This window comes from Clostridium phoceensis (assembly GCF_001244495.1).
Classification (GTDB): domain Bacteria; phylum Bacillota; class Clostridia; order Oscillospirales; family Oscillospiraceae; genus Lawsonibacter; species Lawsonibacter asaccharolyticus.
This window is the reverse complement of the sequence record NZ_LN866274.1, coordinates 2,739,306-2,751,567: the sequence shown is the minus strand read 5'-3', so window position 1 is coordinate 2,751,567 and position 12,262 is coordinate 2,739,306. Positions and strand designations below refer to the sequence as shown.

At 48.8% G+C, this 12,262-nt stretch carries 10 protein-coding genes; 6 read left to right on the top strand and 4 right to left on the bottom strand.

Going from position 1 to position 12,262, the window contains the following annotated elements; genetic code table 11:
- Window positions 1-20: 20 nt before the first annotated feature.
- The 4 genes from BN1969_RS14200 to BN1969_RS14185 form a co-directional block, all read right to left on the bottom strand.
- Window positions 21-635 carry a fumarate hydratase C-terminal domain-containing protein gene (locus BN1969_RS14200; RefSeq protein ID WP_050624907.1) on the bottom strand — a complete coding sequence of 205 codons (615 nt, stop codon included), beginning with the start codon at window positions 633-635 and terminating at the stop codon, window positions 21-23.
- Window positions 628-1,527 (bottom strand): fumarate hydratase, encoded by a 900-nt coding sequence (locus tag BN1969_RS14195; protein ID WP_050624906.1) that lies wholly within the window; start codon window positions 1,525-1,527, stop codon window positions 628-630. The genes BN1969_RS14200 and BN1969_RS14195 overlap by 8 nt, the downstream gene beginning before the upstream one ends.
- A gap of 40 nt (window positions 1,528-1,567) precedes the next feature.
- Window positions 1,568-2,623, bottom strand: coding sequence for an AbrB family protein (locus BN1969_RS14190; protein ID WP_050624905.1), 1,056 nt, complete (start codon window positions 2,621-2,623; stop codon window positions 1,568-1,570).
- A gap of 137 nt (window positions 2,624-2,760) precedes the next feature.
- The gene (locus BN1969_RS14185) at window positions 2,761-4,356 is read right to left on the bottom strand and encodes a PucR family transcriptional regulator (protein WP_050624904.1); all 1,596 of its coding nucleotides are present in this window, start codon (window positions 4,354-4,356) and stop codon (window positions 2,761-2,763) included.
- 334 nt (window positions 4,357-4,690) lie between these two features.
- On the opposite strand from BN1969_RS14185, the gene BN1969_RS14180 reads away from it, so the two are divergent.
- The 6 genes from BN1969_RS14180 to nhaC are packed head-to-tail and all read left to right on the top strand — an operon-like array spanning window position 4,691 to window position 12,252.
- Entirely contained in the window at window positions 4,691-6,124 is a 1,434-nt protein-coding gene (locus BN1969_RS14180; RefSeq protein ID WP_050624903.1) for a 3-oxoacyl-[acyl-carrier-protein] synthase III C-terminal domain-containing protein, read from the top strand.
- Between the two features lies 1 nt (window position 6,125).
- Window positions 6,126-7,322 (top strand): acetyl-CoA acetyltransferase, encoded by a 1,197-nt coding sequence (locus tag BN1969_RS14175; RefSeq protein ID WP_050624902.1) that lies wholly within the window; start codon window positions 6,126-6,128, stop codon window positions 7,320-7,322.
- A gap of 32 nt (window positions 7,323-7,354) precedes the next feature.
- Window positions 7,355-8,539, top strand: a complete 1,185-nt coding sequence (locus BN1969_RS14170; protein ID WP_050624901.1) for a CaiB/BaiF CoA transferase family protein — start codon at window positions 7,355-7,357, stop codon at window positions 8,537-8,539.
- Window positions 8,540-8,567: 28 nt separating this feature from the next.
- Window positions 8,568-9,563 (top strand): hydroxyacid dehydrogenase, encoded by a 996-nt coding sequence (locus tag BN1969_RS14165; protein WP_050624900.1) that lies wholly within the window; start codon window positions 8,568-8,570, stop codon window positions 9,561-9,563.
- 12 nt (window positions 9,564-9,575) lie between these two features.
- Complete coding sequence (locus BN1969_RS14160) at window positions 9,576-10,775, top strand: aminotransferase-like domain-containing protein (RefSeq protein ID WP_050624899.1); 1,200 nt, start codon at window positions 9,576-9,578, stop codon at window positions 10,773-10,775.
- 16 nt (window positions 10,776-10,791) lie between these two features.
- A complete protein-coding gene (gene nhaC, locus BN1969_RS14155) occupies window positions 10,792-12,252 on the top strand; it encodes a Na+/H+ antiporter NhaC (RefSeq protein WP_050624898.1) in 1,461 nt (486 codons plus the stop codon).
- Window positions 12,253-12,262 lie beyond the last annotated feature (10 nt).

Genomic DNA, 12,262 nt, shown 5'->3' with positions numbered 1-12,262 from the left:
TCCCCTAAAACATGAAGATGTTACTCCTTGATGCCAAGCGTTTGGTAAATAGCGGGGCGATTTTTTTGGGCATTATCGATACATTGCGCATAAACACTGTTCCCATTGGCATCCATTGCAACGAACAACGGACCAAATTCGTTCAGTTCAAACTTGAGGCGCTGGTTATCCACGGGCATAAGTTCTGGCCAATAGTCATCGACCAACTTGGCCGCGGGGGTATAAACAGCAGAGCATCCTCCCACAATGGCCAGGTATACACAGCCATATTGCTTCATGGCATCCAGAGTGGCCTGGTCCATACCGCCTTTTCCAATCACGGCGCGAATGCCGGTGGCAGCGATAAAGGGAGGCGTCTGCTGGTTGAATTTTGAACTGGTCGTAGCACCCAGAGCGCGCATATCATATCTGCCGTCCTCAGTTCGGCGCCAAATTGTACCGGTGTTATAAATCACACCGCCATTTAAATTCATAGGAATTTCCTGGCCTTGCTCCATCCAATCAAGGATCAGCGTGTAGTGATCGGCGTAGAGCATGGAATAGGCCTCGCCGGAGAGGTAGACCACATCGTCTAATTCCAGACTGCGAATCTCCTCTTCCGAGAGGGGGGTATGCATGTGGACCGTCTTAGACATGGGAATCCTCCTTTCGCATTTGCTTCACCGTGCCGTCTTTGTAGATACGGCAGACCGCTTTGCGTCCAGGCCAGCAGTTGATGTTGACTGCCACCGGCATCCACGGGCGGTGAGTGCCGGAATACTCTATGTTGACAGCCAACGCGGTAGTATCGCCGCCCATTCCCATGGGGCCAATCTGGCTCATATTCAGTGCGGCACGCAGCTCTTCCTCTAATTGTGCAATATCTGCCTCAGGATGGCGCTGATCGATGGGACGTGCAGTGGCTTCTGTAGCCAAACGGGCAACTTCTTCCAGAGGACCACCGATTCCCACGCCTACAATTAAAGGAGGACAGGGATTGGAACCAGCCCGTAGGACAGAATCCACCACAAATTTTTTCACGCCTTCAATTCCTACATGGGGCGGAAAGATCTGCAGTGTGGACCAGGTGCCACAGCCTGCACCCTTGGGCATGGCTTTGATTTCCATATAATCAATGCTGTTGTCCAGCTCCACATGGATCAGAGGAACATTAGCGGCAGTATTATCGCCGCGATCTTTCCGAGTCAGAGGATGTACGACCATGGGCCGCATAGGGAATTCCTTTTTGGTCAGGTCCCTCAAGGCACCGTCAAACTCAGCGCGGATATCTCCAGTAAAGGGAAAGCTGAGGGAGGTTTTAACAAAGAAGGTTGGAACCCCCGTATCCTGACAAATGACGATGCGATTTTCCTTGGCCTTCTTTGCGTTCTCAATCAGGATGTCGAGATACTGCTGTCCACGGGGATTGGTTTCTTCTGCTCGTGCTTTGACCAGCGCATTCAAAACATCAGGCTGCACTTCGGTCAGTGCTCTGATCCAAACTTCTTTGATTGCAGAGCGCAAAACTTCCGGCTGGATGGACTCCATGTTTGCGATAACCTCCAAAATGTAAATTTTCACCTTAAAGCTAAGATAGACTTACCAAAAATTTAATTACAAACGGCATAACACTGAACAATCCAATATAGCGTACAAGCTGTAGGACTCCCACTCTTGGAGCGTCGCCGCCCAAATCTGTAGCGATGAGCGCCATATCCGATACGCCGGCGGGAATGGAACCAAACAAGCTGGTAGAAAGATCCAGCCGGCAAACTTTGTGCAGGAGGAAAGCACAGAAATAATTACAGATGGTTGTACAAATTAAAACGAGGATAACAGGTTTGATCAGTGTTCCCATATTCAGTACATCTTCAATGGTAACATTGATGCCCACCAAGATACCAGTCAGGCACTGGGCGCCCAATTTCAGATACCTAGGCAGATAGGCAGTGCCGCGGGTGATATTCTGTCCGGCTACGGCGAATACGGCGAAGGTAAGAGCGCCGCTGGGAATGCCGCTGAACTTTCCGACAATGCCAAACACTTCAGCCAGACACAGGGTGATCAACATGTTCTTCGTGGTGCGAAGTTCCGGGGGCTTGGTTTCCAGCTTTCGCGCCATTGCACGTTGACGCTCCAGTTCTTCTTTGTCGTGGCTAAAGTATTCACACAGACGAAAAGCGGCTTGGGGAAGAATGATGATAGCAAAGAGCGTTCGGATGGTGTGAACGACCGTCGTCTGAGTGGAGTTGGCACCTAAGTCAGAGCTGACGACAGCAATATCACTGAGACCGGCAGGCATAGCGGAGACCAAAGCAGTAGCCAGGTCCAGCTGTGTCACTTTGAAAAGCATGAGTCCCACCAGGATGGAATAAAGCACCATGGTGAAAAACATCAGAATACCCGCGGCCAATGTCCGCCGCAATTCAGCCAGGTCATTCCGGGTGACACGCTGGCCAATAAATGCACCGGCAACGGCTTGAAGCACGGTTTTCATAAAGCCTGGGAAGGTTCCGACGCCGGTAATGATATTTAACGCGGCACTGAAGATAATAGCGCCGATCAGTGCGCCTGCGGGAATCCGCAATTTATAAAAGAGATAAGACCCTGCGGCGGCCACAAGAATCGTTAAAAGTAAATTCATAGCACCTCAGACCATTTTGAAATCAGGTTTGTTGTTTATAACATTATCATAACTTGCGTAATTTTTCATCCAATGTGCACATTAAAAAAAACGGCACTTTTCCTGCTTTTATAGGAAAGTGCCGTAAAAATCATATTTTAAGAAGTAGAACTACTGTTCACCTTATATAAAAGATAGGCAATATATAGTGTGAGACGGTCCCGCGTATTGAAATAGCTGTAACCCGTCAGCTGCTCGATCTTCTGAAGGCGATAGCGAAGTGTACTGATGTGGAGGTGGAGCTGATTGGCAATTTGCTCCATTTTTTCGTTGGCAAAACTGGATTCCAGGGTTCGCATCAAGTCCGTACCGCTGTATTTATCATGATCCAAAATCGGATTGATGATCCGGGTATAGAAAATGTTGGATTCCACGCTGTCCCGGCCATAGGAAATCAATCCTAAATCATAGTAATTGCTATAAAGATAAACGTGCCCATTTATATCAAGATTGCGCCCGAATTGCACGGCCTTTTTCGCCTGTGCGTAGCAGTCTGACATTTTGGACAGATTGCAAACGGGAGCGCTGCACCCAAGATCGAAATGTTCATGCTCTGCATTAGCCAAAGAGGATTGACATTCCGTCAAGGCAGAAAGAATACGTTCATCATTCATTTCACAATCATACGAGATGAGCACGATATATTCACTTCCGCGCTTAAAAGAAATCACGGAGGGGAAATGATTGGCAAAAACACGCTGAATACTGTCTACGGTATAAAACCAGCTTCTTATTTGTGCTTCCACAGGTCTGGATAAGAGGAGCAGAAGAAAGAATTTACGGGGGAGAAAATTGAGAAGCTCAAGCCGCTCTGCCGCAATTCTGTGATCTGCTTTATCGGAGAACAGGATATCGTCCAGTGTAGCTGAGACAAGTCCCCGTCGGGCCTGACGCTCGAGATTCTGCTCCAAAAACTTGATACTGATTCCGCTGACAATAGCTTGAGCCAACGGGATCACGACGTCCAGAGATTGCTCAAAGACAACAATGCACAGTGCGGCAGACATTTCGTTGTTGACCATGCACGGGAAAATGAAAATGTTGTTTTCCTGAAAATAAGAATCCCGCTGCTTATCGGGCTGAACAAAAAATGCTTTAATGGCGCGATAAACGGAGTCGGTATCAAAATCTGTAGAGAGAGAGGAGGTCTCGGCGAATTTCTTCCCGGTGGGGTCAAAGCAGCAGCAATAGCAGTCCAGATGCTGACACAGTATATCAAGTAAATCTTGGATGGAACGATTATGCATAATGGCGCGAATCAGAGACTGATTTACCGTATTGATCTGACGCAGAGTGTGGCGCTGATTTCCGGTAATCAGAGAAAGCGTTTCACTTAAAATTTCACGGAAGTAGGCATGGGGAGAAATAGACAATAAAACAACGTGGTATTGCTCTGCGATAGCAATGGTAGAAGGATCGATTTCGTTTACAAATCTGCCCAGCTTGATGCCGATGGCAGAAATACCAGCCTGACATAGTCCGCGGATAAAACAGTTTGTTTCTTCCAAAGAGTTGTGGTAATTGGAAAGCGTTGTCAGAACAAAAATTTTATCACCTAAATTGGAAAAGTTAATGGAGGAGGCCTCTGCGACCGTCACATATTGAACTTCGTTTGTATATCCACTGCCACAAATAACAGTTGAATATTCTTTCATAATTGGCAACTGTAAAAGCATATCCATTGTGATACTCATGAGGTACTTCTCCTTTCTGAACGAATGCGATAGAAGTCTTAAAGATGACTTCAATCACAAGATGACATTATATGACAAAGTTTTTATCATTATAACATATATTTCTGTTAAGATACAATATAAATTCAGAAAGCAGAAGGGGCTTAGAGGCCTTGGGGAGGAGGAGAAATTATTCAGTTGTAGAAAAATAGGAAAGTGCAAGAGAAATTTCAAAAGAGTGTAGGATGACGGATAAGAGAAAATGAGCTATTTTAGTATTGTAAAGCGATAATACAAGTGACTGATTTGTATGAATTGACAAAAATGTCATGGAACATAGAAAGGAGAACCGAAGGTGAAAAAGGGTATTAAGTCTGTGGGAGCGTATCTTCCCTACAACTATCTTACCAGAATGGCGCTTGGAAAGGCCTGGGGAGGAAAAGGAGGCAAGGGCGAAAAGAGTATTGCCGATGTGGATGAAGATAGCATCACCATGGCAGTAGAGGCGGCTATGGGCTGCTTCCGGTTTATCAGCCGTGAGGATATTCATGCACTTTATTTTGCAACTACGACCGGTCCTTATGCGGAAAAGGCTCAAAGCACATTGGTAAGTGTAGCCTGTGATTTATCTGACGATACCTTTACCTCTGACTTTACCGCTACCACCCGTGCTGGTACCAACGCTCTAAAGAGTGCTCTGGATGGTGCGGTAGCCAACGAGGGGCAGAACTACCTGGTGACAGCGGCCGATACGAGAAACGGCTATCCCAAGTCCGCTCAGGAGAGTGGCTTTGGAGACGGCGCTGCAGCTGTGGTAGTAGGTACCGGAGATGATTTGATTGCAGAAGTCAATCATTTCACCAGTGTCAGTGAGGAGATTAACGATTACTGGCGTAATGAAGGCGAGAAATATACCCGTCACGCAGAAGGCCGTTTCTGTGATACTGCTGGCTACCTGCAGGAAATGAACCTTGTACTCCGGAAGTTCCAGCAGGAGACTGGGACCAAAGCCTCGGAGTATGACAAGGTTGTCCTGGTAGCCCAGAATGCTAAGCTGCAAAACAAGATTGCTTCCAAGTTCGGAATTGAGCCTGAGAAGATGGTGGACACGCTGCTGCTGAATGCGGGAGATACTGGTGTTGCACAAGCTCTGCTGGGTCTGGTCCATGCTCTGGAGTATGCCAGTGCGGGTGAGAAAATCCTGGTAGTGGACTATGGCAATGGAGCCAGCGCATTTTCTCTGACGGTAACAGAGAATATTTCCAAGCTGGCCGGCAAAGCACAGATTCAGCGCTATCTGGAGACCAGAGCGGAGCTGGATTCCTATGCTAGATTCTTGTCCTGGAGGGAGATTGCCGGTGCTGAGCCCGGCGGCGCCTTTAAGCTGCCCGCTTCTACCTCTCAGACCTGGCGTGAGCAGAATATCAATCTGCGGCTGCATGGCAGCAAGTGTAAGAAGTGCGGTGCGACTCTCTATCCCATTGCTCGGGTGTGTGATGCCTGCGGAAGTCTGGATGAGTATGAGGAGGTTCGCCTCTCCGATCACATCAGCAAGCTATATACCTATTCCATTGACAAGTACGCCGGCCGCAGCGACGCTCCACTGATTGTCCAGGCTGTGGCAGAAGACCCCAACGGCTGCCACGTCTATACCATCATGACCAATGTGAAGCCAGGGGACGTACAGGTTGGAATGGATCTGGAATATACATTTCGAAAGATGCACGAACTGGGCAACTTCCCCAACTACTTCTGGAAGCTGCGCCCGCTGAGAAGGGAGAGTCTATAATATGTATTTTAAAGATGGATTTCGTGATGAGGTAGCCATTATTGGCATGGGATGTTCCAAGTTCGGCGAACGTTGGGACACCGGTCTGGAGGACCTGATCATTGAGGCAGCCTTTGAGGCTTTTGCCGATGCTGGTATCGGCCCTAAGGATGTGCAGGTGGCCTATTTTGCCAATACTGCCGCACCCAATAACTGCTCCGGTACCCCGGTAGCCGACGCTTTGAAGATGCACGGTATTCCCATTACCCGAAATGAAAACTGGTGTACCGCTGGCCATATCGCCCTGATCAATGCAGTCCTGGCTGTTAAGAGCGGCATGTGCGACATCGCCATGGCCATTGGCGCGGAAAAGCTGAAAGATAAGGGCGCAGGCGGCCTGGGTGTTGGCCGTGGATTGAATCCCGTGCGTGAGACTCGCCGCGATGCTCCCGGCTCCTTCGCACTGATTGCTGAGGCCTACTTTAAGAAATACGGTCTGACTTATGAGCAGGGCAAGACTATGTTGGCCAAGATTGACGTGAAGAACCACTTTAATGGTTCGCTCAGTCCCAAGGCTCACTTCCACAATGTGATCACCATGGAACAGGTGATGAATGCGCCTCTGATTGCTTCCCCGCTGGGCCTGTACGACTGCTGCGGCACCAGCGATGGTGCTGCATGTGCTATTGTGACTCGAGCCGATCTGGCCAAAAAGTTCCGGGATGATCCCATCTATGTAAAGGGCTTTGGCTGCTCCACGGATATGATCACGCCTCACTACCGTTGCCGTGATTTTGACTGGACAAGCTTTGAGGCACTGCGAAATTGTGCCAAGATGGCCTACGATATGGCCGGAATTAAGAATCCCCGTCAGGAACTGGACCTAGCAGAGGTCCATGACTGCTTCTCTATCACAGAAATGTGTATCTATGAAGATTTTGGTTTCTGCGAGCGGGGTACCGCTTACCAGAATGTTATGGACGGCTTCTTTGAGCGGGATGGCGGCCTGCCTGTCAATGTGGACGGCGGCTTGAAGTGCTTTGGGCACCCGGTAGGTGCCAGCGGCATCCGCATGACTTATGAGATTTATAAGCAGCTGCAGTACAAAGTCGATAATCCCGCCCGTCAGCTCAAGGATGTACATCGTGGCTTGTCCCAGACCTTCGGTGGCCCGCCTCAGATTGCGGCCTGTATGATTCTGGGCAATGAAAAAGGATAAAAATTGACCGCAGGAAAGGAGAAGTATCGATAATGGCAGGAGTACTGGAAGGTATCCGCGTATTAGACATGGGCCGCGTGTTGGCTGGGCCCTCTGCCGCTGCGCTGTTTGGTGATATGGGGGCAGAGGTGATCAAGCTGGAGCAGCCTGGGCGCGGCGACGACAGCCGTGGCTTTGCCCCCATGAAAAATGGCGTCAGCTGCTACTATAAAAATTTTAACCGCAGCAAAAAAGGAATCACTTTGGATCTGAAAAAGGGTAAAGAAACATTTTTGGAACTTGTGAAACAGGTGGATGTTCTCATTGAAAATTTCCGCCCTGGTACGATGGAAAAGCTGGGACTTGGTTATGAAGAACTGAAGAAGGTAAATCCTGGCCTGATCTATGGCTGTATCTCCGGCTTTGGTTCCACCGGCCCGTATAAGAACCGTGCGGGATATGATACTATGTCTCAGGCGTGGAGCGGCGTTATGAGTATCACTGGCTGGCCCGAAGACGATCCTGTGCGGTGCGGTGCCTCCTTTGGCGATGTGATAGGCGGTCTGCACCTGGTAATCGGTATCCTGGCGGCTCTTCGGCACCGGGAGCGCACCGGACATGGCCAGATGATTGATGTATCTCTGACGGATGGTTGTGTCGTTGCGGCTGCCAGTATGTTCGAGGTTTATCTGGCCACCGGTAAGGTGCCTACCAAAAACGGCAACCGTTACACTTCTTCCGCTCCTGGCGGAGGTTACCACACCAAAGATGGTTACTGTGTAATCAACGGCAGTGCCCCTAAGTTCTGGGGAATGCTGGTAGAGATTATTGGCCATCCTGAGCTGCTCCATGATCCCCGCTTTGAGACAAACGCACTTCGCGTCAAAAATCGTGAGGAGCTGGATCCCATTGTGGAGGCATGGACTTTGGAGCACACCACGCAGGAGGTTATTGACATTCTTCTTCCCAAGGGATTTGCCTGTGCACCGATTTTGAAGCTGGACCAGGTGGTGGCCAACGAGCAGATCGGCGGCGCGCGGAATATGTTCCCCGAAGTTGACGACCCTGAGGTTGGACCTACCCGCTTTGTAAACTCAGCCATTAAGATGCAGGAGGGAGGACCTGAGATCCGCTGCCCGGCTCCCACTCTGGGACAGCACAACGAGGAGGTTTATGAAAAGATTCTGGGGTATTCTCAGGAGAAAATTGCTCAGATGAAGGCAGAGGGCATTATTTAAATCGTGAGAAAGAGGTGCGTTGATCCATATGTCTGGAACAGTAAAGTTCAGAGTCTTGGTAACCAACAAGATCAGTCAGTGCGGCATTGATTATATGCAGGAGCACGGATTTGAACTTGTGTGGTCCAGGTCCAATTTGGTGCAGGATGTCAAAGAACTGATTGGAAGTTGCGATGGTATCATCGCACGCATGACCCCAGTCAAAAAAGAACTGATTGAGGCGGCTCCAAATCTTAAGATTATTGGCATGCATGGTGTCGGTTTGGATGGGATTGATGTAGAACTGGCAACCCAAAAGGGAATTGCAGTGACCTATGCTCCGGGAGCCAATGGGGTATCTGTGGCGGAGCATGCGATGTCCATGATTCTAAATCTTTCTAAAAAAAGTATGCAGGCAGATCATGCTTTGCGCATTGATAATCGGTTTCAGGATCGTGACCGCTTCGTTGGCCATGACGTCAACGGTAAGGTACTGGGTATTGTTGGTTTGGGACGCATTGGACGTCAGTTAGCGAAAATGGCGTCCTGCGGATTTGATATGCAGGTGATCGCTTACGATCCCTATGTTTCGGCCGAGGTCATGGGTCAGGTGGGCAACGGCGTGAAAAAAATGGAAAGTGTGGAAAAGCTGATGAGTCAGGCGGACTTTGTCTCCTTCCATACCCAGATGACGCCTGAAATGGTCGGATTTGTCAACTATGAGCGTCTGAAATGTATGAAGCCGACGGCTTATTTGATTAATGAAATGAGAGGCGCACTGGTGAACGAGGCTGACCTATACCGTGCACTGGAAGAGGGAGTGATTGCCGGTGCCGCGCTGGATGTTTTTGGAACCGAGCCCACACCGCCTGATTATCCTCTGCTGAAAGCTCCCAACTTGATTGCAACGCCGCACATTGGTGCGTCGACGTATGAAAGCATGGATCGTACCATCATGTCACTGGCAATGGATTTTGATCGTTTTGTCAACGGTGATGAGCTGTGCTATTTGGCAAACCCGGGTTATCAGAATAACAAACGTTAAAAGGAGCTCAATATGTTTGATAGTGAATTGCTGTTTTCCGGTGCGTTTAAAAATCTGAAAGGGAACATCATTCGGGAATTGTATAAGTATACGACTCAGCCGGGTTTTATCTCCTTTGCAGGAGGCAATCCCTCTCCACAGACATTTCCCAATGAGATTTTGGCTGACCTTTCTGCGGAAGTGCTGCGTAATAACGGGGTATCTTGTCTTCAGTATGGCGTGAGCAATGGTCAGATGCCGTTGCGTCAGTATGTGGCTGAGACTATGACAGCAGAGCAGGTTCCTACTGCAGTTGAAAATGTTGTCATCACCAGCGGTTCTCAGCAGACATTGGATTTGCTGGCAAAGGCAGTGATTAATCCGGGAGACCGGATTCTGGTAGAGAGCCCTACCTATGTGGCAGCACTGAAAATTTTCAGTATTTACGGGGCTGAGGTAGTTGCGGTTGAGTCCGATGACGAAGGCATTATTCCCCAGGCACTAAAGGAAGAGCTGGAAAAAGGGCCTGTCAAGCTTATTTACCTGATCCCAAACTTCCAGAATCCTACAGGTATCACGCTATCCCTTGAACGCCGCAAGGAAATTATGGACATTGTGCAACATTATAATGTCATCGTAATTGAGGACGATCCCTATGGAAAGTTGCGTTACAGTGGAGAAGCGGTTCCCCATTTGAAGACTATGGATCCTCAGGGTCAAGTTGTTTATATGGGGTCTTTTTCCAAAATCATTGCGCCTGGTCTGCGCGTGGCTTATGCGGTGTGTGACGAGAAAATCGCGCAGAAGTTGGTGTTGGGCAAGCAGAACAACGATATGCACACGCCTAGCCTGACCCAGTTGATTGTGTATGAGTACTGCAAACGCGGCTATCTGGAACCCCATATTCAGGAGTGCTGTAAGCTTTACACCCAAAAACGCGATACCATGCTGAATATGCTGGATAAATATTTCCCAAAAGAGATGCACTGGATTAAGCCTGATGGTGGACTGTTCCTCTGGTCCAAGCTACCCGAGGGATATTCGGCCATGAAGCTGCTGGATTATGCACTGCCTGCCAAGGTGGCGTATGTGCCGGGTGATAGCTTCTTTGCGGATGAATCCGGCATCAACACAATGCGTCTGAATTTCTCAACTGCGACAGAAGAGGATATGGAAAAGGGTCTTAAACTACTCGGCGAACAGATTGAGAATTATTTAAGAGATAGCAAGTAAGAAGGGAGAAAGAAACATGTCAGAGAAGGGGAATACAACAAGAGAGATTAAAAAACCGAGCTTTGGCTTTGCCTTAATTACAGTTCTGCTTCTGGTATTTCTGATCATTATGGGTACCAAGGGTATCGAAGTAATTGGACTGCACGGATTAAACGTTGACCTGCGGCTGATGTTCTTTATTGCATGGCTTCCTGCAATTGGCGTAAGTTGGTATCTGGGACACAGCTACAAGGATATTGAGAAATCGATCGTTGATACCATCCGTGCGGGAATTCAACCTGCTGTAATCCTGCTGGTAGTCGGTGGTATGACTTCTGCCTGGATTGTCTCGGGCACTGTCCCCACTCTGATTTACTACGGTCTGAAAATCGTAAATCCCCATGCGTTTCTTCCCATTGTTCTGGTGATCAGCTCTGTTACATCTCTGTTTACCGGAACCTCCTGGGGCACTATTGGTACAGTCGGTCTGGCCATGGTTGGCATTGGTATGGGTATGGACATGAATATCGGATTGGTCATTGGTGCAGTGGTCAGTGGTGCCTATTTCGGTGATAAGATGTCTCCCATTTCTGATACCACAGTTATGACCTCTGCTCTGGCTGGTATCCCTGTGATGAAGCATATTCGACACATGCTTTGGACGGTTGTCCCTGGCTATGCTTTAACATTTGTTCTGTTTTTGATTCTTGGAATCCAGAATGCCAATGCGACCATTGACTATACAACCATCAATGAGACTATGGCGACGATGGAGGGAAGCTTCAAGCTTGGGATTGTTCCCATCCTGCCCATGCTGCTCCTGTTCTATCTGCTGGCGACCGGAAAGCCCTCCATTCCTTCCATTCTGACGGCTGGCCTGTTTGGTGTGCTCGTGGCAATCTTCTACCAGGGTGCCGGTGCAGGCGAAGCGCTGAACATTATGTATAGCGGCTATGTCAGCGAGAGCGGCAATGACTTTGTGGATACAATCCTGAGCCGCGGCGGCTTTACCAGCATGCGTGACTTTACAAATGTTATGCTGGGTTCGTTCGGATTTGCTGGGATTTTGAAGGGTGCTGGCATTCTTGATGCGGTTATTCAGCCCATTTGTGCGAAAGTGAAGACTACCTTTGGCGCGACAGTGGCATGCTTGGTTGTTGAGGCATGTGCACTGGCAACCGGATCTACCCAGAGCTTTGCCAATGTTATGACTGGTACACTGGTTTCCCCCATTTACAAGCACCTGCGCCTGAAGCCCGAGAATATGTCTCGTGCAATGGAAGACTTTGGTACACAGGGCGCCATTCTGATTCCCTGGGGCGTCAATGCGCTTTATGTGGCAGGTATGTATGGTGTGGCTCCTATGGTCTTTATTCCTTTCTGCTTCCTGAATATCCTGGTTCCCGTTATTTCGCTGATCTACAGCTTGACTGGGTTCTCCATGACAAAGTACAAGGAAGACGAGGAAATTCCCGAGGATGCCTACCCCATGGCATAAATCACAAACA

What these genes read in the sequence shown, in the direction of transcription:
- BN1969_RS14170 (WP_050624901.1), top strand. Translation starts at nt 7,355, where the DNA reads ATGGCAGGAGTACTGGAAGGTATCCGCGTATTAGACATGGGCCGCGTG.
- BN1969_RS14195 (WP_050624906.1), bottom strand. Translation starts at nt 1,527, where the DNA reads ATGGAGTCCATCCAGCCGGAAGTTTTGCGCTCTGCAATCAAAGAAGTT.
- BN1969_RS14200 (WP_050624907.1), bottom strand. Translation starts at nt 635, where the DNA reads ATGTCTAAGACGGTCCACATGCATACCCCCCTCTCGGAAGAGGAGATT.
- BN1969_RS14185 (WP_050624904.1), bottom strand. Translation starts at nt 4,356, where the DNA reads ATGAGTATCACAATGGATATGCTTTTACAGTTGCCAATTATGAAAGAA.
- nhaC (WP_050624898.1), top strand. Translation starts at nt 10,792, where the DNA reads ATGTCAGAGAAGGGGAATACAACAAGAGAGATTAAAAAACCGAGCTTT.
- BN1969_RS14165 (WP_050624900.1), top strand. Translation starts at nt 8,568, where the DNA reads ATGTCTGGAACAGTAAAGTTCAGAGTCTTGGTAACCAACAAGATCAGT.
- BN1969_RS14160 (WP_050624899.1), top strand. Translation starts at nt 9,576, where the DNA reads ATGTTTGATAGTGAATTGCTGTTTTCCGGTGCGTTTAAAAATCTGAAA.
- BN1969_RS14175 (WP_050624902.1), top strand. Translation starts at nt 6,126, where the DNA reads ATGTATTTTAAAGATGGATTTCGTGATGAGGTAGCCATTATTGGCATG.
- BN1969_RS14190 (WP_050624905.1), bottom strand. Translation starts at nt 2,623, where the DNA reads ATGAATTTACTTTTAACGATTCTTGTGGCCGCCGCAGGGTCTTATCTC.